This window comes from Streptomyces sp. NPDC053367 (assembly GCF_044545925.1).
In the GTDB taxonomy this organism is placed as follows: Bacteria; Actinomycetota; Actinomycetes; order Streptomycetales; family Streptomycetaceae; genus Streptomyces.
Map to the genome: position 1 here is coordinate 242,730 of NZ_JBITYN010000002.1, position 24,726 is coordinate 267,455.

The window sequence follows — 24,726 nt, forward strand, 5'->3', positions numbered from 1 at the left end:
GGACAGGTGGGCCGGAGGCGACCGTCCGCCTCAGCTGTTGGTCGCTCTCACCGCCGCAGCCGGGCGACGGCGGCCCTGCGCAGCTTTCCGGCGCCGAGCCGTCGGGCGATGCCCCTGAGCGCCCTGCGGACGGGCGGCTTCGGCTTGCGGTTCGTCCGCACCGCGGTCACGTCCAGGCTGAGATTGCCGTACGCCGTGTAGTACGGCTTGACCGCGCGGGTCCCGGCGGTGCCGGTCTCGGGCGGGGCGAGGTCCTCGGCCTTGCGGGCGCCGAAGCGGCGCCGGGTGCTCAGCCCCTGGGAGCGGACGTCGAGGTACACGTCCCAGACGCCGGGCGTGAGCGGGCCGCCGCTCTCCGCCCGGGTGAAGTCGATCTCGGCGACGAAGCCGACGGACGCGCCGCCGGCCGGGTCGGCCGGCGGTACGGCCCGGGTGGGAACGCGGACCTCACGGCCGTCGGCGCGCAGCCGCAGCACCAGCTCGGTCGCCGGTTCGCGGGCCGGGACCCCCTCGATGTACCCGTGGCCGTCGAGGCGGAGCACCGCGCGGCGCCGGGTCCGCCGCCACCGCAGGGCATCGAGCCGGTCGTGCTGGTGCAGCTCGTCGGTGATGTCGTAGCAGGAGTCGGGGATCCCGGCCGTGCCGTCGCGGAAGTGGGGGTAGGCCGCGTAGGCGCGTCCGCGGTCCACGACGACCTCGTGGCGGCGTCCGCCCTTGGCCCGCTCCTGCTTCAGGAACTCGATGACGTCGAGGAGTTCGCGGCGCATCCCGTGGCGTGCGCAGTGGGCGAAGATCCGGTGCGGCGCGGTCATCCGGGCGTCGAGCTCGGGAGTGTAGAACCGCTCGATCTCCCGCTTGGTGAGGGCCATGGCGGCGAGCTGCTCGTCCTCCGTGAGCTGCGGGAAACGCCAGGAGAAGGTGTCCAGCAGGCCGCCCCGGAAGGTGCGCAGCAGTGCGGCGTCCCGCACGGGGCCGGGTTCGCTGTGGGCGGCGATCGCGGCCATGATCCGCCGGGCCGTCTCGAAGCGCCTGATCACGTCGGCGCGGCCGCAGCTGCTGCTGATGTTGCCGTTGTCGTCGCGCCTGACCTTGAAGTAGCAGTCCTCGTCGGCGACCACGGAGACCACCGACGCCTGGAGGTAGGCCTTGGTGACGAAGAGCCGGTCCTCGCCGATGCGGATGTCCTCGTCGAAGCGCAGCCCGCGCTCCATGAGGAAGGAACGCCGGAAGAGCTTGTGCGGGGTCAGGAGGTTCCAGACGCGGGAGGTCGCGAGGTCCACGACGTCCTCGTTCGCCCCGAACATGGAGTGCGGCACGTCGCAGCCGACCCCCACGTACTTGCCGAGCACCACGTCGGAGCCGTTGCGCTCGGCCATGTCGACCATGCTGCGCAGGGCGCGGGGGCCCAGGTGGTCGTCGGCGTCGAGGAAGAAGACGTAGCGCCCCCGCGCCTGCTCGATGCCGACGTTGCGCGGGCCGCTGGGCCCGCCGGAATTGGGCTGGTGGACCACCCGGACGACATCGGGGTGCTCGGCGGCGAAGCGGTCCAGCTCCTTGCCGCTGCCGTCGGTGGAGCCGTCGTCGACGGCCAGGCACTCCAGGGTGTGCCGCCCCAGCGACTGCCCGGCGACGGACTCCAGACAGCGGGTCAGATAGGGCATGGCGTTGTACGCGCCGATGACGACGGTGACGGTGGGCTCCGACACGAACTCCCCTAGGCATGCGGCACAATCCTGGCGACCGGCTCCGAATACGAACGGAATAGCCAGTTTTACCTTTGTCGTGCGCATTCGTCCTGTCGGGTCGGCGCATGTCGGGCCGCCGAACGCCCTTCCGGGTGCCAGGGGCGCACAAGCCGCTCAGGGAGCTGAGGGTGCGGCGCGCTCAGGGCGTTCCCGGGGCGTCGATGATCTCGCCGTGCTCGTCGAGGGTGTGGGTGCTCCAGTAGACGTCCCACTCGTCGCCGACGTACCGGGGCACCTTGCCCTCGGGGTACCGGGCGTAACCCGCGGGCGGCTGCTCGCCGTCGGGCACGCAGTCCGCGCCGGTGTTGTTCACGGCGAGGACGGGGTAGTGGTCGCTCATGCACTGCTCCTCCCGGTACTCCAGCGCGGAGCACCCCGTGAGGGCCACGACCGCGGCCGCGCCGACGAGGACGGCGCCGGCGGTGCGCAGGCCGCGGGGCGGAAGGGCGGCGCGGGTGGTGCGGGTGCGGCGGATGCCGAGGGGCGTGGACACGGTGGTCTCCTGCTGTGGTCGATTCCCGTTGTGCGATCTGCCCCCACTCTCGCCGCTGCAGATCGCCGGGGCCTGAGTGCGCCTACTCAGACCGGCCCCTGCGCGGGTGCTCAACCCGGTGCGGTCAACGTGAGCCCGGCCGCCGCACCGGCGCCCTCGGCACCGGCCGCGTCAGGCCGGAGGGCGCGGGAACGCCCGCCGGGCACCGGCAGCCGTTCCCGCGCCCTCGGAACACCGGCAGGCGTTCCCGCCCGCAGGGCATGTCCGGCCGGACAGCCCGGCTCAACCCGCCGGGGCGCTGATCTCCCGCTTGAGGATCTTGCCGCTGGGGCCGGTCGGCAGCTTGTCCACGAGCCACACCTCGCGCGGGTACTTGTACGCCGCCACCCGCTCCTTGACGAATTCGCGCAGCTCGTCGGACGTGGCCTGCGCGCCGGGCCGCAGCACGACCGCGGCGGCGATCTCCTCGCCCAGGTGCGGATGGGCCACTCCGACGACGGCTGCCAGGCCCACGGCCGGGTGCTCGTGCAGCACTTCCTCGATCTCGCGCGGGTACACGTTGTACCCACCGCGGATGATCATGTCCTTCTTGCGGTCGACGATGTACAGGTAACCGTCCTCGTCCTGGCGCGCGAGGTCGCCGGAGCGCAGCCAGCCGTCCGGGATCGTGGCCGCGGTCTCCTCCGGCCGGTTCCAGTAGCCCTTCATCACGTTCGGCCCGCGCACCGCCAGCTCGCCGATCTCCCCGGGCGCCACGTCCTGGCCCTTCTCGTCCAGCAGGCGCACCTCCACGTCCTTGATCGGCGTGCCGATGGAACCCGCCTTTCTCGGACGGTCCGGGTGGTTGAAGGTGACGACCGGGCTGGTCTCGGACATCCCGAAGCCTTCCAGCACCGCACAGCCGAAGCGCTCCTCGAAGCCGTGCAGGATCTCCACCGGCAGCGACGCCCCGCCGGAGATGCACATGCGCAGCGACGACACGTCGGCGTCGGAGGGATGCTGGAGCAGCGCGGCGTACATGGTGGGGACACCCTCGAAGACGGTGGCGCCGTCCCGCGCGATGGCGTCGAACACCGCCTGCGGCTCGAAGCGGGGGATCAGCGTCAGCGAGGCGCCGCTGGCCAGGGCCACGCTCATCGTGCAGATCTGGCCGAAGATGTGGAACAGCGGCAGACAGCCCACCACCACGTCCTCCGGCGTCATCTCCTGCACATAGGTCATGTTGACCTCGGTGTTGTGCCGCAGCCCCCCGTGGGTGAGGGCGGCGCCCTTGGGGCGGCCGGTGGTGCCTGAGGTGTACAGCAGCACCGCCACGTCGTCACCGGCCGTCGCCGCGATCTCGGTGAGCGGCTCGTGCCCGGCCAGCAGACCGGCGAAGGCGGCCGGCTCGACGGCGACATGCCGCACCCCGGCGTCCGCCGCACCCTGCGCGCCCTCACCCGGAGCCTGATGCCACTCCCACAGCAGCGCCGCCCCCGAGTCGGTCAGGTGGTACGCGGTCTCCCGTGCCTTCAGCAGCGGGTTCAGCGGTACGACGATCCCACCGGCGCGCAGCACACCGTAGTAGAGCACCACGAACTGGGGGACGTTCGGCAGCATCAGCGCGACCCGGTCGCCCGGCCGCACGCCCTCGGCCCGCAGCAGCGCGGCGGCCCGGGCACTGGCCTCGTCCAGCTCGGCGTACGAGATGACCTGACCGCTCAGACGCAGCGCCGGCCGCTCGGGCTGCCGCGCCGCCGTCCGCACGAGAAACTCCGCCAGATTGGCCATCGTCCGCCTCCACGAAAAGGTGTCGTAGAAATACGCAGTTAACGTCGACGACATGGTGCTGTCGTCCCCGCCGCCCGACTATGGCCGGCCGGACAGCGTCTGCCCGCCGGGATTGTTCCCGGGCACAAAGAGGGGGCATTACGCTGGGGCGATGGATCTTTCCGGAGTGGCCTCGGCGCTGCACGCGCGACTGCCCGAACTGGGTGAGCGGATCGCACAGCGCATCCGCGCCGACGTCGAGGCCTACCGGGACGAGTCACTGATCCCCTACGAGTCACTGCGCCGCTCCTGCACGGCCAACGCCGACCTGGTGCTCAGCCACTTCACCCGGCCCGACGCCACGGACCCCAGCCCGGCGCGCGAGACCGGCCGCATCCGGGCCGAGCAGGGCATGCCGCTCGCCGACACCCTGCACGCCTACCGGGTCGGGTTCGAGCTGCTGTGGACGGAGATCGTCGAGGAGTCGCGCACCCACCCCGAGGTCACCGACGCGCACCTGGTGTCCCGGTCGGCGGACGTCTGGGCGCTGTTCGGCCGCTACGCCGAGGCCGTCGCGGCTGCCCACCGGGAGACCTCGGCGGAGCTGGCCCTGCAGCGCGAGGCGCGGCGCTCGGCGCTGGTGGAGGCGCTGTTCACCGGTGTCATCGCCGACCGCACCACGCTGTGGGAGGCCGCCCGCGAGCTCGGGCTGCCCGAGCAGGGGCCCTACGCGGTGGCCGTCGCCGCGGCCACGGCCCCCGGCGCGGAACCCCTGACCGGCATCGAGAGCGCGCTGCGCGAGTCCCAACTGCCCTCCGCCTGGCGGCTGCTGCCCGACCAGCAGATCGGCATGGTCGCCCTGACGGCACCGAACGCGGAGGAGACCTGTGTGCGCGTCCTGCGCCGGGCCCGCGCCCGCGTCGGCCTCAGCCCCGGCTTCACCTCCCTGCGGGACACCCCGCAGGCCCTGCGGTTCGCCCGCCTGGCCCTGGCCGGGCTGCCGGGCGGCGGGCCCGGTGTCGCGCGGTTCGACGACAACCCCCTGGCCATGCTGGTCGCCGCCGCACCGGCCGAGGCGGCCCATCTGCTGGAGACCGTCCTGCAGCCCGTCCTCGACCTGCCGGTCGTGGAGCGGGCCCGGCTGCTGGAGACCCTGGAGCACTGGTTCGCCGCCGCGGGCTCCGCCGCCGAGGCCGCCCGCACCCTCTTCGTCCACCCCAACACCGTCCGCTACCGTCTGCGCCGCGTGGAGGAACTGACCGGCCGCTCCCTGGCCGACCCGCGCACGGTGGCGGACCTCGGCGCCGCGCTGGCGGTGGTACGCAGTTCGGGCGTGGGATGAGCCGGCGGTGACGCCCCCGCGTCAGGGAGCGAGGTCGCAGGTGCCCTGCCCGGTCGAGCCGTCGGCTCCGGTCAGGCGCACCAGGACACGGCCGGTGGAGTCCTGGTTGTAGGCGATCGTGCAGATCAGCTGGCGCAGCCCCGTCCGGTCCAGGCCGGCCAGCTCGATGGGCACCCGAGCGGTGACGTCACCGCCCGCCACGACCTCGACCCGGGCCATGCCGCCTTTGCGGGGCCGGGGCAGCGAGGTGCCGAGACCGGCGGCCCGCTCCTCTTCCCCCGGCCCGGCGAGCAACGCCATGACCAGCTTGTCCGCGGGAACGGTCCGGCCCTCCCCGCTGCCGGAGGACTGGCCCACCGTGTTGGACACGACGTAGTCCGGACCGGGCCCGATCCAGTAGTCGTCCATCAGCGTCACGGGGTTGAGCCCCCCGTCGGGGGACTCGAAGAACAGCAGCCTGTCCCGGCTGCCGAACGCCTCGACCGTGGCGGGGCTGCCCGCCCCGATCACCTCGGTCTCCTGGATGCCGCAGCCGCCGAGCAGCAGCACACACGCCGCGACAGCGACCCCGCCCGCGCCCCCGCGCGCATGCCTCATCCGTCGGCCTCCTCCGCGTACAGCGGTATCTCGACGGTGAAGACGGCCCCACCCCCCGGCAGGTTCCCCGCGCGGACCGTCCCGCCGTGCAGCCGCACGTTCTCCAGCGTGATCGCAAGCCCCAGGCCGCTGCCCGCCGAGCGGGTACGGGCGGCGTCGGCCTTGTAGAAGCGGTCGAAGATATGCGGCAGCACCTCGGCCCGGATGCCGGGTCCGCTGTCGGCGACCTCGGTGACCAGCACGGGCACACCCGTCGAGCGCGCCTCGGTGCGCAGGCGCACGGTGACGGGCGCACCGCCGTGCCGCAGGGCGTTGCCGACGAGATTGGCGACCACGACGTCGAAGCGGCGCGGGTCGAGCCGGGCCCGGATGCCGTCGGGCAGCTCGGTGCGGACACGGCCGTCGGTCCAGTGCCGGTTCTGCAGCGTCTTGCGGATGGCCTCCGCCACGTCGACCTCGTCGGCGTTGAGCTCGGCGGCCCGCGCGTCGAAGCGGGAGATCTCCATCAGGTCCTCGACCAGCACGGCGAGCTTCCCGGTCTCGGCGCTGACCAGCCGGACCGCGCGGGCGGTGTCGGCGTCCAGCCGGCCCGCGTCCTCGTCGAGGACCTCGGTGACGGCGAGCATCCCGGCGAGCGGGGTGCGCAGTTCGTGCGAGACGTCGGACGCGAAACGGCGGGCCCGAGCCTCGGCCTCCCGCAACTCCCGCACCGAGCGCTCGAGCCGGCCCGCCGACTCGTTGAAGGTGTGTGCGAGGTCGGCCAGTTCGTCGCTGCCGCGCACCGGGATGCGGGTGTCGAGCTGCCCGCTGCCCATCCGCTGCGCGGCCCGGCGCAGTTCCCGCACCGGTCGCAGCACGCTGCGCGCGGCGAGCAGGCCGGGGATCAGCGCGACCGCGAGTCCGGGCAGGGCGCCGTCCCGGGCGGCCGTGAGCAGCGCGTCCACGTTGACCTGCTCGTCGGTCATCCGCATGACGGCGTAGATGACGAGACCGCTGGGCAGCACTCCCTCGGCGCCGGTCCTGAAGACGGTGGGCATGGCGATCGTCAGATACGGGACGCCGTCCTTGACGACCCGCTCGAAGCTGCCGTTGGGGCCGGCTTGCGCGGCCCGGCGCAGTTCCGGCGTGATGACGGTGGAGACCGGGTTCTCGCCGGAGGAGGCGCGCACCGTGCCGTACTCGGCGAACACCACCCACGGATGCGGCTTGCCCTTGCGGGCGATGTCCCGCAGGACCTCCTCCAGGCCCTCCGCCTGCACGGGCAGCGTCCAGCCGGTCTGCTGGACCTGGTCCCGGAACGAGGAGACCGCGGTGTCCTGGGCGGTCTTCAGCAGCGCGTTGCGGGCCTCGCGGTAGGTCAGCGCCGCCGTGGTGCCCGCGCTGACGCCGGCCACCAGCAGGAAGGCGAGCACCAGCCGGGTGCGCAGCCCGAACGCCCGAGCCCGGGCCCGGGGAGCGTCCCCGCCGTCGCCTTTCCGTGTGCCGCGCCGCCGCCGTCCCAGGAGGGGCCCGGCGCTCACAGCGGCCCGAAGCGGTAGCCGAAGCCCCGCAGCGTCTGGACGTACCGGGGGCTGCCCGCCTCGTCCTCGATCTTGCCGCGCAGCCGTGCGACGCACGCGTCGACCAGCCGGGCGTCGGCGTGGTAGCTGTGCTCCCACACGTGCTCCAGCAGCTGCTGCCTGCTGAACACCTGCTCCGGGGCGGCGGACAGGTGCAGCAGGAGCCTCAGCTCGGAGGGCGCCAGCGCCAGCCGCCTGCCGGCCTTGGTGACGCTCAGTCCGGCCCGGTCGACGGCGAGTTCGCCGTACACCTCGACGGCCGGCCGGCCACCGCCGCCGGGGTCGATACGGCGCAGCACGGCGGAGATCCGCGCCTCGATCACCTCGGTCCGCGCGGGCTTGACGATGTAGTCGTCGGCGCCGGCCTCCAGACCGATGACCACGTCGAAGTCGTCACCGCGCGCGGTGAGCATGATGATCGGCAACTGGCTGTCCTCGCGGACACGCCGGCAGACCTGTACGCCGTTCATCCCGGGCAGCATCAGGTCCAGCAGCAGCAGGTCCGGGCGGAACTCGGCGAGCGCGGCGAGGCCGGCCTCGCCGGTCGCGGCCACCCGTACCTCGTGGCCGCGGCGGCGCAGACCCAGCTCGACCCCTTCGCGTACGGACGGGTCGTCCTCGATGAGGAGCACGCGGGGCATCAGCGGTTCTCCCTGGGTGGTGACGGTGTGCGGGTGACTCGCCGGTGAAGACCGGAGATCAGCGCGTTCAGTTCCCTCAGCCGCAGCGGACGGGCGAGCAGGGCGAAGACGAGCACGACGACGGCCGCTCCGGCGCCCGCGGCGGCCAGGGCCCCCGCCCCGCCGGCACCCACCGCCGCGAAGTGGCCCAGCGCGGTCGCGGGCACGGCGGCGGCCAGCAGCCGTGCGTGGGCGCCGGCGGCGGCCGACCGCAGCGGCCGGACGACGGCGAGGCGGCGGCCGAGCACCCCGGCGGTCACCGCCCAGCCCGCGCACAGGGCCAGCGAGTACGCCCCCGCCATGCCCGTCACCGCCCAGCGGGCGGGCAGCAGGTGGGCCGCGGCCAGTGACAGGCCCGCGTTCAGGGCGACGATCACGAGGTTGAGCAGGAACGGCGTACGCGTGTCGGAGAGCGCGTAGAAGGTGCGCGACAGCACGTACTGGCCGGACATCGCGATCAGACCGGGCACGAACGCCATCAGGATCCCGGCCATGGCGGCCGTGTCCCCGGCGCTCGTCCTGCCGTGGCCGAACACGAGCGCCATCAGCGGCTGGGCCAGGGCGAACAGCAGACACGTGGCGGGCACGACCGCGGACGCCGAGGCCCGCAGGGCGTGGGAGACGTCACGTCGCAGGGCGGCGGTGTCGCCGTCGGCGGCGGCCGCGCTCATCCGGGGCAGCAGCGCCGTCACCAGGGACACCGTGACGATGCCGTGCGGTACGGCCCACAGCACATAGGCGTTGTTGTACGCGCTGAATCCGGGACCGCCGTCGACGCCCGCGGTCGTGGCGAGGCGGGTGGTGACCCAGTAGGCGGCCTGGTTGGCCAGCACCAGCAGGACCAGCCAGCCGGCCGACCGCAGCGGGCGGGTCAGTCCGCTGCCGCGCCAGTCGAAGCGGGGCCGCCAGCGGAACCGGGCCGCGCGCAGCGCCGGGACGAGGGCGAGCGCCTGGACGGCGATGCCGGCGGTCGTACCCCACCCCAGCACGGCGGTCTCGGTCGCGGTCAGCGTGTCCCCGCCGCCCATGGCGAGGGCCAGGTACACGCCGAACACACCGATCACGACGAGGTTGTTGAGGACCGGCGCCCACATCATCGCGCCGAACCGGCCGCGCGCGTTGAGCACTTGGCCCAGCAGCGTGAACAGCCCGAGGAAGAAGATCTGCGGCAGGCAGTAGCGCGCGAACGCGGTCGTCATGGCCGCCTGTTCGCCGGCGTAGTCGGTGTACACGCCGATGATCACCGGGGCCGCCCACACCGCGGCGGCGGTGAGCGCCAGCAGGGCGAGCACACAGACGGTGACGAGCCGGTCGGTGTACGCGGCGCCGCCGTCGGCGTGCTCCTTGGCCGCCTTGACCAGCTCGGGCACGAAGACCGCGTTGAGCGCGCCGCCGAGGAGCAGCATGTAGACGATCGTGGGCAGGGAGTTGCCGACCGCGTAGCCGTCGGCGGTCGGCCCGATGGTGCCCAGTGCCGCGGCCACCACGGCGGACCGCACGAAACCGGTGCCCCGGGAGACGATCGAGCCGGCGGCCATGACGGCGCTGCTGCGTGCCGCGGAGGCGGGCTTCACCGGGGCGGTGGGCGGGGTGACGGTCGCGCTCATCGGCGGTTCAGGTACGCCTGGAAGGCGCGGTACAGCGTCTGGTTGGCGGTGCCGCCCAAGGGTCTCTCCCATTCCCCCAGCGTTTCGACGACCTGTCCGCCGGTGCCGAGCTTCCACCGCAGCAATCCGTACGCACGTTCGTCCGGGTCGAGTGTGGAGGGTACCCCGCGCATGTCGTAGACGTCGGCGCCGAGGGCGTGGGCGTCCAGCAGCATGCGCCACTGCAGGGCGTTGGAGGGCCGGACCTCGCGGCGGTGGTCGGCCGAGGCACCGGTCTGGTACCAGACGCGCCGCCCCACCGTGATCATCGTGTGGGCGGCCAGGATCTCCCCGCCGTGCCGGGCGACGTAGAGCTTCATCCGGCCGGGCTCCTCGGCGTTCAGCGCCGCGTACTGACGCTCGTAGTAGGCCAGCGAGCGCCCCAGCCGGAAGCCGTCCCGCTGTTCGGTGAGGCCCAGCAGCCGGTAGAACTCGGGGAGTTCGGCGGCGCTGCCCACCACCACCTCCACGCCCTCCTTCTGCGCGCGGCGGACGTTGCGCCGCCACTCCTGGTTCAGGCCGGCCCACAGCTGCTCGGTGCTGCGTCCGGCGAGCGGCACCCGGAAGACGTGGCGGGGCTGCGCGTCCCCGTCCGAGCCGGTCCCGTCACCGCCGCAGCGGCGCCAGCCCCGGCCCCGCAGCCGTTCCGCGACGGCCGCGCCGAGCGGGTCGACCTCGCTGGCCAGCACGTCGCCCAGCCGACGCCCCGGCCCGGTCAGCGACTTGAGCAGGGCCGCGTCCCAGCGCCGGTAGGCGGGGGAGGGGCCGATACGGACGGCGAACGCGCCCGCGCGACGCAGATGCTCCAGCAGCGGCGTGAGCCAGCCGTCCAGGTCCGGGTCCGCCCAGTCGGCGACGGGCCCCTCGGGAAGGTAGGCGAAGTACCTGCGGGTGCCGGGGAGTTGGCGCAGCAGCACCAGGGCCGCGCCGGTCAGCTCACCCGCCTCCGGATCCGGTCCCCAGCCCAGCAGTTGGGCACGCCAGCCCTCCTTGACGTCCGCCCAGGACGGGCACTGCAGAAAGCCGGCGCCGAGCGCCGTGCCGGCGGGGGAGGCGAGGAAGGCGCGGTAGACCTCGGGCGTGACGGCCCCGAGGGTGACGGACCCGTTGCGTGCGGGCGGTACGAGCAGTGCTGACACGGTCTGAGCCTCTCCTTCTCCCCGGCGCTGTCGCGGGGACGCAGAGGATGCTCACAGCGGCCCATGACCGCTCCGTCCGGCGAATGTGACGGGACCATGACCGTTCCTCACCAGTCGCCGTCACATCGCCGTACAACGGCTGACCTGCGGCTTTCCGGCTCTACAGTCACGATCGTCCGCCGCATCCGCTCGTCACGGAGGTCCCGTTGCACCGCACCCATGTCTTCGCCCACACCCGCGTCCGGGCCGCTGTCGCGGCGGCCCTGCTGGCGCCTCTGGCCGCCTGCTCGTCGGGCGGCTCACCCACCGCCTCGGACCCGAAGCCGGCCAGGAGCGCCGACGACCGCCCCGTCCAGGTCACCGTCATCCCCACCGGACTGCGGGTTCCGCCGGGCAAGCCCGTGACGGTCACCGCTGCGGGCGGCAGCCTCACCTCGGTGACGGTCACCGCGGCCGGGGGCGGCCGGCTCACCGGCGAGGTCGCGGCCGACGGCGGAAGCTGGGTCTCGCACCGCAACGCCGCGCCGGGTACCGCGTACACGGTCGCGGCGACCACCCGCACGGCGGCCGGCACCACCCGGACCACCCGGTCCTCCTTCACCACGGCCGAAGCCGGCAAGGTGAACAAGGTCGACTGGCGCCCGGGCAGCGGCGCCACCGTGGGCGTCGCCCAGCCGATCTCCCTCGTCTTCGACAACCCCGTCCGCAACCGGGCCGAGGTCGAGAAGCAGCTGAAGGTCACCACCTCGAACGGCACCGAGGGGTCCTGGGGCTGGATACGCGACTGGTCGGGCCGCGACCGCGTCGACTGGCGTCCCCGCACGTACTGGAAGCCGGGCACCGAGGTCACGCTCCACGCCGAGCTGAACGGCATCGACTCGGGCCCCGACGGCGGCTGGTTCGTACGCGACTACACCACCACCTTCACGACCGGTACCCGGCAGATCGTGAAGGTCGACCTCGACACCCACCGGCTCACGCTCGTCCGCGACGGCCGGACCGTCCGCCGGATCCCCGTCTCCGGCGGCACACCCGGCGGCGACAAGCGTTCCTGGCGCGGAACGGCCGTCCTGATGGCCAAGGAGGGCACGATCAACATGAACTCCGAGACCGTCGGCCTCGGCGACGCCTACGACAAGATGGTCGACTACTCGATGCGCCTGACCTGGTCGGGCATGTACGCCCACGCAGCCCCCTGGAACGCCGCCTGGTTCGGCAGGGCCAACCACAGCTCGGGCTGCATCGGCATGAGCGACGCCGACGCCGCCTGGTTCTACGCACAGGTACGGCCCGGCGACCCGTTCGAGATCACCGGCGAGGACACCAAGGGCGTGGTCGAGCCGGGCAACGGCTTCGGGGCGTGGAACCTGAGCTGGCCGGAATGGCGGGAGAAGAGCGCGCTGTAGCGGCGGGGGCCCTACGTCTCCGGCGCCCCCGGGTCGTGGTGCGTGGCGGCCCCCGGGTCGTGGTGCGTGGCGGCCTCCGGGTCGTGGTGGGCGGTGGCCTCCGGGTCGTGGTGGGCGGTGGCCTCCGGGTCGTGGTGGGCGGTGGCCTCCGCGACCTTCTTCAGGGCCGACGCCGTGGCCGGGTCCCCGACCCTGGCGGTCGTGTCCGGCAAGGGGTCACGGTGGAAGTGGGACGGTGCCAGTTTGTCGCCGGCTCCGTAGGGCTCCTCGGGGTCCTCCGCGTCGCCGGCGGGTTCGGTCCCTGCCCGGTCGGGCTGCCGCTGCTCCTGCTGTCCGCTCTCCCGCGGCCGGGGCTGGGTGAGCCATGCGACGGCCGCGCCGGTGAGGGCGACGGGCCACTCGATCGCGCCGGCCACACCGAGGACTCCGGCCCCGGCGTAGACCGCCATACGGCGGCCGCGGGGAGAGACTGCTCCGATACGGTCCAGCGCACCGTCGGCGACCTTGCCCACCTGCCCGGCCCCCGGCAGGCGGCGCACCCCCGAGGCGACGGCCCGCAGAGGCTGGGGGAGATGCGCGGGACCGGTCCTGCCCTGGCTCATGTCGAACCCCTTCCGCGTGTCCTCACCGGCCGGTTTCCCAGGGATGCACCGAATATGCCGTGCAGCGACGCCATATGCCGTTATGCGGCGTTCGCGTGCCGGAAATGCGGGCCGAGACCGGCCGGCGCCCTCGGGGGAGTGGCCACGACCGCCGCCCCGGCCGGCCTCCCGGGAACCGGGAGCCCGCAGCGTTCGCCCGTACAGTCGGCATAGTGCTAGAAATGGGACATGATCGGTCCTTCTCGCCGGTCCTGGACGAGAGCGGCGCCGTTCGGCGAACGCCGCTCCTCCGAGTCGTCCCGCCGCCCCGGGGCGCCGCATCCCCCCGGACACCATCTGCCAGCGTCCCTGAGCGTGCCTACGCTCGCCGCGCAGGTGTTCCTGCTGCAGGTCCTCATCGTGCTGGTGCTGATCGCGGCGGCGGTCGCGGCCCTGGCGGTCCAGGGCCGGTACGAGGCCGAACAGGGCGCCAAGAACCGCTGCCTCGCCGTGGCGGAGGGCTTCGCGCACCCGCCCGGTACGGCAGCCGCGCTGATGTCGCCGAATCCCACGGCACGGCTCCAGCCGGCGGCCGAGGCGGCCAGGCGGGGCTCCGGCGTCGACTTCATCACCGTCCTCGACACACGAGGGGTGCGGCTCACCGACTCCCAGCCCGAGCTGATCGGCACCAGGGCGGAGGGCGTGGCCCGGGCCGCCGCGGGCGAGACCTTCACCGAGACCTTCCACGGCGAGCCCACCGACGCCGTACGCGCGGTCGTACCGGTCAGGGACACCGACGGGCGCGTGGTCGGCATGGTCAGCGCCGGCATCCAGTACGACACCCTGGGCCAGGTGCTGTACGAGCAGGTCCCGATGATGCTGGCCGTGGCGGCGGGCGCGCTGACGCTCGCCACCGTCGGCACCGCCCTCGTCAGCCGGCGGCTGCGGCGCCAGACGCACGGTCTGGGACCGGCCGAGATGACCCGCATGTTCGAGCACCACGACGCCGTGCTGCACGCGGTCCGCGAGGGCGTCCTGATCGTCGGCGGCGACGGCCGTCTGATGCTGGCCAATGACGAGGCACGCCGGCTGCTGGACCTCCCCGAGGGCGCCGACCGGCGGCTCGTCACCGAACTCGGGCTCAGTCCCCGGCTGACCAGCCTGCTCGGGGCGGCCGAGCCCGTCTCCGACGAGGTGCTCCCGGCCGGGGGACGGCTGCTCGCGGTCAACACCCGGCTGACCGAGCCGTACGGCGGCGCGCCGGGAGTGGTGGCCACCTTCCGCGACACCACCGAACTGCGGGCCCTGTCGGGCCAGGCCGAGGAGGCACGGGGACGGCTGACCCTCCTGTACGAGGCGGGCGTACGCATCGGCACCACGCTCGACATACGGCGCACGGCCGAGGAACTCGCCGAGGTGGCGGTCCCGCGCATGGCCGACTTCGTCACCGTCGAACTCCTCGAGTCCGTCCTGCGCGGCGAGGAGCCCACCGGCGCCGTCCGGCGGATGCGGCGCACCGCGCTGAGCGGATCCCGGACCGGACACCCGCTGCAGCCGGTGGGCGACCTGATCCAGTTCGTGGTGGCGGACACCCCCATGGTGGCGGCGCTGCACCGCGGCAAGGCCGTCCTGGTGGCGGACCTGTACAGCGCCGACGACTGGCGTGCCCACGACCCGGTCGGGGCGCGGCAGGCCCTCGAGTACGGCATCCACTCGCTGATCACCGTCCCGCTGCGGGCGCGGGGAGTGGTCCTCGGCATGGTCAACTTCTGGCGCGGCGCGGGTTCCCCGCCCTTCCCGGAGGAGGACGTCGCGGTCGCCGAGGAACTGGTCGCGCGGGCCGCCGTCGCCATCGACAACGCCCGCCGCTACTCCCGCGAGCACGCCATGGCCGTCACCCTCCAGCGCAGCCTGCTGCCGCGCGACGTCCCCGACCAGGAGGCGCTGGAGATCGCCTGGCGCTATCTGCCCGCCCAGGCCGGCGTCGGCGGCGACTGGTTCGACGTCATCCCGCTGCCCGGTTTCCGGGTGGCGCTCGTGGTCGGCGACATCGTCGGGCACGGACTGCACGCCGCCGTGACCATGGGCCGGCTGCGCACCGCCGTACTGAACTTCGCCTCCCTGGACATCGCCCCGGACGAGCTCCTCGGCCACCTCGACGAGATGGTGACCCTCCTGGACACCCGCACGTCGAACGCCGACAGCGACGACGCCCCGGTCACCGGGGCCACCTGCCTGTACGCCATCTACGACCCGGTCGGCGGGCGCTGCACCCTCTCCCGCGCCGGGCACCTCGCCCCGGCCGTCGTCGACCCGGACGGCCGCGTGACCTTTCCCGACCTGCCCCTTTCGCCGCCCCTGGGCGTGGGCGGGCACCCCTTCGAGGTCGGTGAACTGGACCTGCCCGAGGGCAGCCGGCTGGTGCTGTTCACCGACGGACTCGTCGAGGACCGCGGCAGCGACATCGACGAGGGCCTGCACAGGCTCCGCCAGGCCGTCGCCGGGGCGGACCGCACCCCGGAGGAGACCTGCCGGACGGTCATGGAGTCGATGCTGCCGGGGCATCCCAGTGACGACGTGGCCCTGCTGGTGGCCCGCACAAAACTCCTCGACCCGTCCCGCGTCGCGGCCTGGGACGTGCCGTCCGACGTCATGGCCGTCTCCCGGATCCGCACCGAGGTCAGCCGTCGCCTCGACGCATGGGGCCTGGAGGAGTCCTCGTTCAGCACGGAACTCATCCTCAGCGAGCTCCTCACCAACGCGATCCGCTACGGCGCCCCGCCCGTACGCGTCAGGCTGCTCCTGGGCAACACCCTGGTCCTCGAGGTCTCCGACGGCAGCAACACCTCACCCCGTCTGCGCCGCGCGGCCACCACCGACGAAGGAGGCCGCGGCCTGTTTCTCGTCTCCCAGTTCGCCGACCGCTGGGGCACCCGCTACGCCGCCAGGGGCAAGGTCATCTGGGCCGAGCAGACCCTCGGCCGCACCCACGAACCGGATCCGACCGCGCTGATCGACGAACTGGCCTGGTGACCGCGGCACCACCCGGCCCCCGACGAGCAGGCCGGACAGTCCGGCCGCGCGCCGGACGGCAGCGCCTTCGCGGCAGCGCGCGACAGACCTCGTCGGCAGCCGTTCAATGGAAGGGTGAGCACCCTCGCACGGATCGCCACAGCCGGGCTGACGGCGCTGCTGGGCGCCACCGCGCCGGGGCCGTCGCCGCCCCCGCCGCAGCCGCCGCCCCAGCTCGACGACGCGGAGGTGCAGCGGGCCGTCGACCGGCTCGACGGAGTCGTCGAGGCGGCCATGAAGCGCACCGGGACCCCGGGCGTGGCCGTCGCGGTCGTCCACGACGGCAAGGTGCTCCACCTCAAGGGCTACGGCGTCCGCAAGAGCGGTGAGAAGGCCGCCGTCGACGCCGACACCGTCTTCCAGCTCGCCTCCGTCTCCAAGCCGATCGCCTCCACCGTCGTCTCCGAGGCCGTGGGCGCCGAGGGCTGGGACGAGCCCGTCGCCCCGAACCTGCCGGACTTCCGCCTCAAGGACCCGTGGGTCACCTCCCATGTGACGGTCGCCGACCTCTTCGCGCACCGCAGCGGCCTCCCCGATCACGCCGGGGACCTCCTCGAAGACCTCGGCTACGACCGGGCGTACATCCTGTCCCATCTGCGCTACGAGCCCCTCACGCCGTTCCGCGCCGGCTACGCCTACACCAACTTCGGCCTGCCCGCCGCCGCCCAGGCCGTCGCCGACGACAGGGGCGTGCCCTGGGAGAAGCTCGCCGCCGACACCCTCTACAAGCCGGCCGGCATGGACTCCACCAGCTCACGCTTCGAGGACTACGCCAAGGCCGCCAACCGGGCCTGGGGCCACGTCAAGGCCGCCGACGGCACCTGGAAACCCGAGTTCGTACGCGACCCCGACGCGCAGTCACCCGCGGGCGGCGTCAGCTCCAGCGCCCGGGACATGGCGTCCTGGCTGCGGCTCCAGCTCGCGAACGGCAAGCTCGACGGCCGGCAGATCATCGACGCGGACGCCCTGGAGCGCACCCACGTGCCCGAGTCCGTCGCCAGCCCGCCCCACGCCCCGGCCGGCCGCACCGGCTTCTACGGCCTCGGCTGGAACGTGAGTTACGACGACGAGGGCCGGCTCAGGCTCTCGCACACCGGCGCTTTCGCGCTGGGCGCCCACACCAACGTCACCATGCTGCCCGGGGAGCAGCTGGGCATCGTCGTGCTGAGCAACACCTCACCGGTCGGCGTCGCCGACGCCGTCGCCCTGGACTTCTTCGACATCGCACAGACGGGCGAGGTCAGCCGCGACTGGATGCCGCTCGTGGACGCCGTGTACCAGCAGCAGGTGGACGAGGCCCGCTCCAGGACCGACTACGCCCACCCGCCGTCCGACGCCAGGCCCGCGAAACCCGCCGACACCTACACGGGCACCTACGACAGCGACTACTACGGCCGCGCCCAGGTCGTCGAGGGCGAGAGCGGCGCGCTGACGCTCCGTCTGGGCCCGAAGCCCCAGTCGTACCGCCTCACGCACTACTCCGGCGACACCTTCAGCTTCCGCACCGCCGGCGAGAACGCCGTCGGTCTCACCGGGGTCACCTTCACCCCGGACGGCAAGTCCCTCACCGTCGAGTACCTCGACACGGAGGGGCTGGGCACCTTCACCCGTACCACCGCGACGACCCGGTGACTGTGGTCCAGGTCTCGCGAAGGAATCCCCTGCGGCAGACATAGATCCTCCGTGGTCCGCGCGTCCTTGAGAGCGTCAGGGAACGGGAGGGCCCATGGACCCGCAGGACCACGAGAGATTCCGGGAGTTCGTCGACGCACGGTGGAGCACCCTGCTGCGCCTGGCGAACCTGCTCACCGGCGGCGACCGGCACGAGGCCGAGGACCTCGTGCAGATCGCTCTGATGAACGCGCTGGGCCGCTGGCGGCACATCGACGACCCGGAGGGATATGTACGCAAGGTGATGTACCGGCACCAGATCAGCCGCTGGCGGCTACGACGCCCGCACCGCGAGGCGACGTTCGCCGTGCCGCCGGAGGACCTCGGTGTCACCGACGGCACGGCCGCCGCCGATCTGCGGATCAGCGTCGCCCAGGCGCTGGCCCGGCTGACCCCGCGGCAGCGCACGATGCTCGTGCTGCGCTACTTCGAGGACCTGTCGGAGACGGAGGTGGCGAGCACCCTGGGCTGCTCGGTGGGCACCGTGCGCAGCACCACCCATCGCTCACTGACCCGACTGCGCCGCCTCGCACCGGAGTTGGCCGCCCCCGCGCAGGCCGCCGCCGTGAGCACCAACGTCCCGAAGGGAGCCCACACATGAGCGCCGATCAGCTGGACAGCGCGATCCGGGACGTCCTGCACCGCTGGACCCCCGACGACCAGGGCGTGCCCGCGGGGCTCGCCGACCGCATCGTGCGCCGCCGCCGTCGCCGCAACGTCGTACGGGTCACCGGCGCGGCCCTCGCACTGGCCGGTGTCGCCTTCGGAGCGGTGCTGGCGACCGGCCCGGGCGGCGAGGACGGGGCACGGCCGCCCGCCTCGGGCATGAGCGGCCGGGGCAGCCTGCTGTGGCGGACGACGCTGCCCGGCACCTCCTGGGACGCCTGTACCACCGGTCCGAGCGCCGTGTACTGCCGCGGCCCGGAGTACGACGGCATCCATGTGGACGCCCGCACCGGCAAGATCGTGTGGGAGCGGGAGGCCGACGGCGACGACGGCGACCGCACCCCTGCGGGAGCACTGCCCGGGGTCCGCGACGGCGTGCTGTACACCTACGCCGACCACGCGCCGGGAACGCCCGGAGCGGGGACCGACCTCGTCGCCCTCGACATCGACAGCCGGGAGGTGCTCTGGAAGCACGAGCTGGCCGACGACAGCCGCGGCCGCTCCTCCGCCGTGCTGTTCGAGGGCGGGATCCTCGCCAACGCCCCGTCCTTCAAGAGCGTGGCCGCGCTGGACGGCGCCACCGGCCGCACCCTGTGGACGCACTCCTGGAAGCGGGCCGACTGCGACCGCGACGCCGTCGACGGGGTCCCGTACCTGATGTGCTCGCCGGACAGCGAGAAGGCCCCGCAGTACAGCACCGTCGTCCGGCTGGACCCGGCGACCGGAACGCCCCGGACGGTCGCGTCGGTCGAGGGCCCGACGGCCTACGTCGGCACGGACGGGGACGCCGTACTGCTGGCCGGCAAGGCCGACGGGCGGCAGCCCTTCGGCGAGCCCGGGCCGGCCGACCTGATCCGCGTCGAGCTCGGCTCCGGAAAGGTGTCGCGGCACCGCGTCGAGGGGATGCCCGTGGGAGTGGTCGCGGACGGCATCGTGCTGAGCTTCGACCGGGGCGGCAGCGCCGTCGCCTACGCGGCCGACGACGGCGAGCGGCTCTGGTCGCGCGACCTCGGACTGACCCTGCGCAAGGACCCGCACGACGCCATGATGCGGGAGCTGTCCTCCGAGGCCGCGGTGGACCCCGACAGCCGGGTCGCCTACTACGCCGACCCGTCCGGGCACCTCGTGGGCCTCGACCTGGACACCGGCGCCGTCCGCTGGCGAGGCCGGGTGGCGCTGCCCGACGCCCCGTCGGAGGCAGGGGTCGCCCCGGAGCTGATGGTCTACGACCACGGCCTCGTCGGCCAGGTGGGCCGGGAACTCTTCCGGATCGAGCCGGAGTTGGGCTAGTGGACCCCGGCCCGGGCCGGAAGGGCGCGAAGGATCACGTCGGAACCCCGGTATCCGAAGACCGGGTGGGCCGGTCTCGACTAGCCTGCTGAGTCCATGAGTCGGGGGCGTCGGTCGTCGGGGCCGACGCCCGCCCACCCGGAGGGGGAGACATGAGCGGGGCCGAACTGCCGCGACTGGACTGCGACGTGCACATCGAGGCGGCCGTTCCGCAGGTCTGGGAGCTGGTGACCGACATCCGGCTGCCCGCCCGCTTCAGCCCGGAACTGCAGCGCGTCGCCTGGCTCGACGACGCCGAGCGGCCCGCGGTCGGCGCGCGCTTCGAGGGGCACAACCGCCATCACACGGGGGCCGAGTGGCGGACCGTGTCCCATGTCGTCGAGCTGGTCGAGCACCGGGCCTTCGCCTGGGCGGTCCTCGACGAGGACGGCCTGTTCGGGGAGCCCGCACGCCACCCGGAACAGGCACTGGCCCACTGGCGCTTCGAGCTGGCCCCCGACGGCGACGGCACCCGGCTGCGCCAGACGGCCGCCCTCGGGCCGGGGCGCAGCGGGCTCACACTGATCGTGGAGCGCAGCCCGGAGCACAGGGACCAGATCCTCTCCGGCCGCCAGGAGGAGTGGCTTGCCGGGATGGGGAGCACCCTGCGCGGCATCAAGGACCTGGCGGAGCGGTCCCGCTGACGCCCGCGTCGCGGCTCCGGCCGCTCCGGCCGCTCCGGGCCTGCGCGGCTCAGTCCTCGGCCGGCAGCACGCGGGTCACCTTGCCGTCCAGGTCGGCGGTGAGGTGACCGCCGCCGTAGTCGTCGGAGAGATAGAAGGCCAGGCCCATCGGGGTGTCGAACGTGGTGTTGGCCGGGTTGACGGTGACGTAACGCAGGGTCGGGTGCGGCACGTTCAGGTCCTTGTCCGCCCGCTTCATCAAGGCCGGGAGGACGTCCCAGTCGACGTCGTCCAGGCTGAAGGGCTGGTCACCGGTCATCACGGTGCTGCTGAAGAGGTCCTTCTCGACGCCCTGGCCCGGGCGGTAGGTGTAGCTGTCGAACTTCGTGTTGCTGCCCTTGACCATGATCTCCGCGATCGCGTACTCCGGGTAGACGCTGAAGTCGCAGGCGCGGTCGGTGCCGGTCGCCGCCTTGATCTCCTTGACCGCCGTCCGGACGCCGTCCGGGGTGAGCAGGCCGGTCTTCGCGTCGACCTGGGGCGCCGGCGTCGTGCGGGACGCCGTGGGAGGTGGGGTGGTCGACTCCTTCGGTGTGGCGGAGGACGAGCCCGGTGAGCCGGCCGTCTTCCCGCCGTTCTGGTCGTCGCCGTCCGGCACCAGGGTCCACACCAGCACGCCCACCAGCACGGTCCCCACGACGGACGAGGCGATCGCGACCCGGCGCCCGGCGCGGCCGCCCGGCCGCGGCGGCGTCGCCCGCGTGGGGCCCGCCGGGTAGGGGGTGGGGGAGGCGAACGGGCCGGGCACGGCGTCGTGCGGAGCCGACGGTCCGAAGCCGGCCGGGGGCGGCCCGAAGCCGGCCGGAGCGGGGCCCGGCGAGCCGGCCGGGGGAGCCACCCGGTACGAGGTCGTACCGGGACCCGTGCCGGCCGTGTCCCGGCCTGCCGCCGCTTCGGCGAGCATGCGGTCCGCTGCCGTCGCGTCCGGCCGGCGGGCCGGGTCCTTGACGAGCATGGCGTTCAGGAAGCCGGTCAGCGGCCCGGACCGCACGGGCGGCGGGAGCTCCTCGCTCAGCAGGGCCGCCAGCGTCGCGAGGGTGGTGCCCCTGCGCAGCGGGTGGTGTCCCTCGACGGCGACGTACAGCATCATCGCCAGCGACCACAGATCCGAGCCGGGGCCGCCCTCGCCGCCGGAGATGCGCTCGGGCGCCATGTAGTCGGGTGTGCCGATGATGGACCCGGTCGCGGTCAGGACGGTCGATTCCCTGATGGCGGCGATGCCGAAGTCGGTGAGGACGGGACGTCCGTCGGGCCTCAGCAGGACGTTGGCGGGCTTCACGTCCCGGTGCTGGATACCGACGTCGTGCGCGGCGCGCAGCGCGGCCAGCACCTCGCGGCCCAGCCGGGCGGCCTCGACCGGCGCCAGCGGCCCCTTCTCCAGCCGGTCCTGGAGCGATCCGCCGGTGACCAGCTCCATCACCAGCCACGGGTAGGTGTGCTCCCCGCCGTCCACCACGTGGTGGATGGTCACCACATTGGGGTGGTCGGCCCGGGCGAGCGCCCGCGCCTCGCGCAGCACCCGGGCCCGGAGCATCGCCGCGGCCTGCGGGTCGTACTCCGCGAGCCCCGGATCGGCCGGCCGCACCTCCTTGAGCGCCACGGCCCGGTCCAGGACCAGATCACGCGCCCGCCACACCATGCCCATACCGCCGCCACCGAGCCGCCCCTGCAGTTCGAAGCGCCCGTCGATGACCCGTCTGCCGGATTCCCCGTCACTCATGGCCCGGAGCCTACGAGATACCGGTGACAGCTCGCCCGGCCGGGGCTCCGCCCGGCGCGGTGCGGGTCCGCGTCACAGCCGCCGGACCCGCAGTACGCAGGTCAGCATGGGCAGGGTGAACTCGCCGCGGGCGGTCTCCGGCCTGGTCAGAAGGAGGTCGCGGAGGCGGCCGAGGGTGGCTTCCCGTTCCTGTCGCGGCATGACCAGCACGCCCGCGCGCGTCGCGAGGGTGGCGAGGAGGGAGTCGGCGGTGCGGCGCTGACCGTGCCGGAACCCTGCCTGCTCCGGGGCGCCGAACCGGGCGGGGCCGCCGGTCCTGGGGAGGTGGGCGCGGGCGGTCTCGGCGCGCCAGGCGGCAGGCGTGTCTCGCGGGCCGACGACCGCGCTCCCGCCGGCCCGTGCGAGTTCGGCGACCCAGTCCTCCCGGTCGTCCAGTACGTTCCACAGGCCGGCCAGGACGCCGCCGGGAGCGAGGACCCTGGCGATCTCGGGTCCCGCGAGGGCCATGTCGAACCAGTGCAGGGCGTTGCCGGCCAGCACGGCGTCCACGGAGGCGTCCGGCATCGGTATCGACTCGGCGCTTCCCCGCAGGGCGCGGACCGCCGGCAGCGCGCGGCGCAGCTCGGTCAGCATGACCGCGTCGGGCTCGACCGCGACGACGTCGGCGCCCAGGGCGACCGCTCCGGCTGTCAGCTTGCCCGTCCCGGCACCGAGGTCGAGCACGCGCGGGCCGGGCGCGGCATCGAGCGCCCAGCGCACGGCGGCCGGAGCGTAGTCCGGGCGGTGCTCGGCATAGGCGACCGCGGCCGCGCCGAACGACGAGGCGTGCAGCCGCTGTTCGTCCTGGTCTCCCGTCGGCGCGCGGGTCTGTTCTTCGTCCCGGTCCACACGGTGACGGTATCCCGTACGCCCGCGCCCCGGCAGAGCACCGGCACCCCGCGTGGACCGGCCCGGGCTGCCGGACGGCGTGGCCGGGTGCAGGGTGGAGGTGGGTGTGTCACGCCGGTGTCGGAGCAGGGAGGGTGTCATGCCGGGATCTCCCGAGGCGCGCGGGTCGCGGAACCGGGCGCGGCTGGACTACAAGCTGCGCTACGCGCTGCGGCACCCGGACCGGGTCGTGCCGTACGCGCGGCGTGCGGCCCGGGACGGGTGGCTGCGGCTGAAGCACCGGGGCAGCCATGTGGCGTACTACCGGGCGGTGATGGCGAGCGACACGGCCCGGAGCCCGCAGGCGGCGATCGGCGGCAACCCGTCGCCGGAGCGGTGGCTGGAGATCGGCCGCATGCAGTTCGACTACCTGCTCGGGCACGGTCTGCGGCCGCAGGACAGGATGCTGGAGATCGGCTGCGGCAACCTGCGCGCGGGGTGGCGGTTCATCCGGCATCTGGAGCCGGGGCACTACTACGGCATCGACATCTCGCCGGACATCCTCATCGAGGCGAAGAAGACACTGGTGCGGTACGGGCTCCAGGACAAGGTGCCCTATCTGACGCCGGTGGAGGACCTGCGGCTGGAGTTCCTCCCGGACGGCTGGTTCACGGTGGTGCACGCGCACAGCGTGTTCTCCCACTCGCCGCTGGAGGTCATCGACGAGTGCCTGGCCCATGTGGGCCGTGTCCTGGCGCCGGGCGGCTTCTTCGACTTCACCTTCGACCGCACCGAGGGCCCCGAGCACCAGGTGCTGCGCGAGGACTTCTACTACCGCACGCAGACGCTGGTACGGCTCGCGCGCGGGCACGGCCTGGAGGCGCGGTTCATGGACGACTGGGAGCGCCTGCCGCACGGCCAGTCCAAACTCCGCGTCACGCACAGGGCACCGTCCCCGACGATCTGAAGGGCCTCGGCCTGCTCGGGGCTCCCCCCGGTCACCGGGCCCGCAGTCGTTCGAGTTCGTCCGCGCGGCGGAGGTCCTTGGGGCGGCCGAGGGCCCTGCGCATCCGGATCAGGTCGTCCAGGGCGGCGTAGCGGACCGTGAACCCGGCCGCGTCCCGGGCGCTCACCGCCCGGTCCAGGCAGGGTGCGACGTCCATGCGGCCCCAGGGCAGGGCGGGGGTGCACAGGTCCCCGGCGGCGCCGGTCACCCGGTAGGCCGCCTGCGGCCGGCCGAGGTCGGGCGGACCGGCGCAGCCCGTCCTGGTCAGCGCGTCGCGCAGGGCACGTGCCTCGGCGGGGGTGCCGTCCCACAGCAGGTCGAGGTCGCCGGTCGGTTCCGTCGAGCCGTGCAGGATGCCGGCGACCTGGCCGATGACCACCGCCCGCGAACCGGCCTCGTACAGCGCCTGAAGGAACGGGAACGGGTCGAAGCCGAGCGCGCCGTCCGTGGCGAAGGTGCCGGCGACGTCGTCCGCTTCCTCCGGCCCGCGCCCTGTGCTGCCACGTTCCCGAGTGGCGTCCCCGATGTCCCGTACGGCCTGGCGAAGTCGCAGTACAGCGGCGTCGTTCATTCGACCCATTCAACAGCAACAGGGCCGGGAGGGAGGTGGCTCCGCCTCGAAAGCAGGGGCTTCGGCGGCCAACTGACTGCCGCTTGTCGATGAATTGCAAAGTACGCGCGAGATATTGCGTTCACTTGTTGGCGGTGGTTGAGTGTGCCCCGCCCCACAACGCATCCGCCGTCCGGTGGTGGGGTGACTTCCACGTTCCTGCCC

20 protein-coding genes are annotated in these 24,726 nt (G+C 73.4%); 8 read left to right on the plus strand and 12 right to left on the minus strand.

What is annotated here, in order from left to right; translation table 11 throughout:
- Window positions 1-47 precede the first annotated feature (47 nt).
- From ACIGXJ_RS07635 to ACIGXJ_RS07645, 3 genes are all read right to left on the minus strand, one after another.
- The gene (locus tag ACIGXJ_RS07635; protein WP_399642401.1) at window positions 48-1,706 is read right to left on the minus strand and encodes a glycosyltransferase family 2 protein; all 1,659 of its coding nucleotides are present in this window, start codon (window positions 1,704-1,706) and stop codon (window positions 48-50) included.
- Window positions 1,707-1,884: 178 nt separating this feature from the next.
- Window positions 1,885-2,238: an SCO0607 family lipoprotein gene (locus ACIGXJ_RS07640; RefSeq protein WP_399642402.1), complete on the minus strand. Its 354-nt coding sequence runs from the start codon at window positions 2,236-2,238 to the stop codon at window positions 1,885-1,887.
- Window positions 2,239-2,520: 282 nt separating this feature from the next.
- Entirely contained in the window at window positions 2,521-4,008 is a 1,488-nt protein-coding gene (locus tag ACIGXJ_RS07645; protein ID WP_399642403.1) for a long-chain fatty acid--CoA ligase, read from the minus strand.
- A 151-nt stretch (window positions 4,009-4,159) separates the two neighbouring features.
- Between ACIGXJ_RS07645 and ACIGXJ_RS07650 the strand changes: the two genes are divergently transcribed.
- Window positions 4,160-5,329, plus strand: coding sequence for a PucR family transcriptional regulator (locus ACIGXJ_RS07650; RefSeq protein WP_399642404.1), 1,170 nt, complete (start codon window positions 4,160-4,162; stop codon window positions 5,327-5,329).
- A 21-nt stretch (window positions 5,330-5,350) separates the two neighbouring features.
- On the opposite strand, the gene ACIGXJ_RS07655 is transcribed toward ACIGXJ_RS07650, so the two are convergent.
- Genes ACIGXJ_RS07655 through ACIGXJ_RS07675 form a run of 5 tightly spaced genes read right to left on the minus strand, consistent with a single transcriptional unit; the run spans window position 5,351 to window position 10,950 of the window.
- Window positions 5,351-5,926 (minus strand): hypothetical protein, encoded by a 576-nt coding sequence (locus tag ACIGXJ_RS07655; RefSeq protein WP_399642405.1) that lies wholly within the window; start codon window positions 5,924-5,926, stop codon window positions 5,351-5,353.
- On the minus strand, window positions 5,923-7,428 hold the full coding sequence (locus tag ACIGXJ_RS07660; RefSeq protein WP_399642791.1) for an ATP-binding protein: 1,506 nt from the start codon (window positions 7,426-7,428) through the stop codon (window positions 5,923-5,925). The genes ACIGXJ_RS07655 and ACIGXJ_RS07660 overlap by 4 nt, the downstream gene beginning before the upstream one ends.
- 14 nt (window positions 7,429-7,442) lie before the next feature.
- Window positions 7,443-8,126, minus strand: coding sequence for a response regulator (locus tag ACIGXJ_RS07665; RefSeq protein WP_399642406.1), 684 nt, complete (start codon window positions 8,124-8,126; stop codon window positions 7,443-7,445).
- Window positions 8,126-9,772: a murein biosynthesis integral membrane protein MurJ gene (gene murJ, locus ACIGXJ_RS07670; RefSeq protein ID WP_399642407.1), complete on the minus strand. Its 1,647-nt coding sequence runs from the start codon at window positions 9,770-9,772 to the stop codon at window positions 8,126-8,128. Before murJ ends, ACIGXJ_RS07665 begins: the two co-directional genes overlap by 1 nt.
- Entirely contained in the window at window positions 9,769-10,950 is a 1,182-nt protein-coding gene (locus tag ACIGXJ_RS07675) for a lipid II:glycine glycyltransferase FemX (RefSeq protein ID WP_399642408.1), read from the minus strand. Before ACIGXJ_RS07675 ends, murJ begins: the two co-directional genes overlap by 4 nt.
- Window positions 10,951-11,156: 206 nt before the next feature.
- Between ACIGXJ_RS07675 and ACIGXJ_RS07680 the strand changes: the two genes are divergently transcribed.
- Window positions 11,157-12,356, plus strand: coding sequence for an Ig-like domain-containing protein (locus tag ACIGXJ_RS07680; RefSeq protein ID WP_399642409.1), 1,200 nt, complete (start codon window positions 11,157-11,159; stop codon window positions 12,354-12,356).
- A gap of 11 nt (window positions 12,357-12,367) precedes the next feature.
- On the opposite strand, the gene ACIGXJ_RS07685 is transcribed toward ACIGXJ_RS07680, so the two are convergent.
- Window positions 12,368-12,958: a hypothetical protein gene (locus ACIGXJ_RS07685; RefSeq protein WP_399642410.1), complete on the minus strand. Its 591-nt coding sequence runs from the start codon at window positions 12,956-12,958 to the stop codon at window positions 12,368-12,370.
- 228 nt (window positions 12,959-13,186) lie between these two features.
- On the opposite strand from ACIGXJ_RS07685, the gene ACIGXJ_RS07690 reads away from it, so the two are divergent.
- The 5 genes from ACIGXJ_RS07690 to ACIGXJ_RS07710 all read left to right on the plus strand — a co-directional run bounded on the left by ACIGXJ_RS07690 (window position 13,187) and on the right by ACIGXJ_RS07710 (window position 20,319).
- Window positions 13,187-15,970: a SpoIIE family protein phosphatase gene (locus ACIGXJ_RS07690; protein WP_399642411.1), complete on the plus strand. Its 2,784-nt coding sequence runs from the start codon at window positions 13,187-13,189 to the stop codon at window positions 15,968-15,970.
- A gap of 114 nt (window positions 15,971-16,084) precedes the next feature.
- Window positions 16,085-17,641 (plus strand): serine hydrolase, encoded by a 1,557-nt coding sequence (locus tag ACIGXJ_RS07695; RefSeq protein WP_399642412.1) that lies wholly within the window; start codon window positions 16,085-16,087, stop codon window positions 17,639-17,641.
- A 94-nt stretch (window positions 17,642-17,735) separates the two neighbouring features.
- A complete protein-coding gene (locus tag ACIGXJ_RS07700) occupies window positions 17,736-18,281 on the plus strand; it encodes a SigE family RNA polymerase sigma factor (RefSeq protein WP_399642413.1) in 546 nt (181 codons plus the stop codon).
- A complete protein-coding gene (locus ACIGXJ_RS07705; RefSeq protein WP_399642414.1) occupies window positions 18,278-19,636 on the plus strand; it encodes a PQQ-binding-like beta-propeller repeat protein in 1,359 nt (452 codons plus the stop codon). Before ACIGXJ_RS07700 ends, ACIGXJ_RS07705 begins: the two co-directional genes overlap by 4 nt.
- A gap of 152 nt (window positions 19,637-19,788) precedes the next feature.
- Window positions 19,789-20,319 (plus strand): SRPBCC family protein, encoded by a 531-nt coding sequence (locus ACIGXJ_RS07710; protein ID WP_399642415.1) that lies wholly within the window; start codon window positions 19,789-19,791, stop codon window positions 20,317-20,319.
- A gap of 49 nt (window positions 20,320-20,368) precedes the next feature.
- Here the strand turns inward: ACIGXJ_RS07710 and ACIGXJ_RS07715 are convergent, their stop codons facing one another.
- Both ACIGXJ_RS07715 and ACIGXJ_RS07720 read right to left on the minus strand, forming a co-directional pair.
- The gene (locus ACIGXJ_RS07715) at window positions 20,369-22,078 is read right to left on the minus strand and encodes a protein kinase (RefSeq protein WP_399642417.1); all 1,710 of its coding nucleotides are present in this window, start codon (window positions 22,076-22,078) and stop codon (window positions 20,369-20,371) included.
- A gap of 72 nt (window positions 22,079-22,150) precedes the next feature.
- Window positions 22,151-22,966: a class I SAM-dependent methyltransferase gene (locus ACIGXJ_RS07720; protein WP_399642418.1), complete on the minus strand. Its 816-nt coding sequence runs from the start codon at window positions 22,964-22,966 to the stop codon at window positions 22,151-22,153.
- A 139-nt stretch (window positions 22,967-23,105) separates the two neighbouring features.
- Here ACIGXJ_RS07720 and ACIGXJ_RS07725 point away from each other — a divergent pair, with 139 nt between their 5' ends.
- Window positions 23,106-23,912, plus strand: a complete 807-nt coding sequence (locus tag ACIGXJ_RS07725; protein WP_399642419.1) for a class I SAM-dependent methyltransferase — start codon at window positions 23,106-23,108, stop codon at window positions 23,910-23,912.
- A 31-nt stretch (window positions 23,913-23,943) separates the two neighbouring features.
- Here ACIGXJ_RS07725 and ACIGXJ_RS07730 read toward each other — a convergent pair whose 3' ends face one another.
- The gene (locus ACIGXJ_RS07730; protein ID WP_399642420.1) at window positions 23,944-24,522 is read right to left on the minus strand and encodes a hypothetical protein; all 579 of its coding nucleotides are present in this window, start codon (window positions 24,520-24,522) and stop codon (window positions 23,944-23,946) included.
- Window positions 24,523-24,726 lie beyond the last annotated feature (204 nt).

Coding starts and splice junctions, on each gene's coding strand:
- ACIGXJ_RS07645 (WP_399642403.1), bottom strand. CDS start 4,008: ATGGCCAATCTGGCGGAGTTTCTCGTGCGGACGGCGGCGCGGCAGCCC.
- ACIGXJ_RS07650 (WP_399642404.1), top strand. CDS start 4,160: ATGGATCTTTCCGGAGTGGCCTCGGCGCTGCACGCGCGACTGCCCGAA.
- ACIGXJ_RS07655 (WP_399642405.1), bottom strand. CDS start 5,926: ATGAGGCATGCGCGCGGGGGCGCGGGCGGGGTCGCTGTCGCGGCGTGT.
- ACIGXJ_RS07665 (WP_399642406.1), bottom strand. CDS start 8,126: ATGCCCCGCGTGCTCCTCATCGAGGACGACCCGTCCGTACGCGAAGGG.
- murJ (WP_399642407.1), bottom strand. CDS start 9,772: ATGAGCGCGACCGTCACCCCGCCCACCGCCCCGGTGAAGCCCGCCTCC.
- ACIGXJ_RS07685 (WP_399642410.1), bottom strand. CDS start 12,958: ATGAGCCAGGGCAGGACCGGTCCCGCGCATCTCCCCCAGCCTCTGCGG.
- ACIGXJ_RS07690 (WP_399642411.1), top strand. CDS start 13,187: ATGATCGGTCCTTCTCGCCGGTCCTGGACGAGAGCGGCGCCGTTCGGC.
- ACIGXJ_RS07700 (WP_399642413.1), top strand. CDS start 17,736: ATGGACCCGCAGGACCACGAGAGATTCCGGGAGTTCGTCGACGCACGG.
- ACIGXJ_RS07705 (WP_399642414.1), top strand. CDS start 18,278: ATGAGCGCCGATCAGCTGGACAGCGCGATCCGGGACGTCCTGCACCGC.
- ACIGXJ_RS07710 (WP_399642415.1), top strand. CDS start 19,789: ATGAGCGGGGCCGAACTGCCGCGACTGGACTGCGACGTGCACATCGAG.
- ACIGXJ_RS07715 (WP_399642417.1), bottom strand. CDS start 22,078: ATGAGTGACGGGGAATCCGGCAGACGGGTCATCGACGGGCGCTTCGAA.
- ACIGXJ_RS07725 (WP_399642419.1), top strand. CDS start 23,106: ATGCCGGGATCTCCCGAGGCGCGCGGGTCGCGGAACCGGGCGCGGCTG.
- ACIGXJ_RS07730 (WP_399642420.1), bottom strand. CDS start 24,522: ATGAACGACGCCGCTGTACTGCGACTTCGCCAGGCCGTACGGGACATC.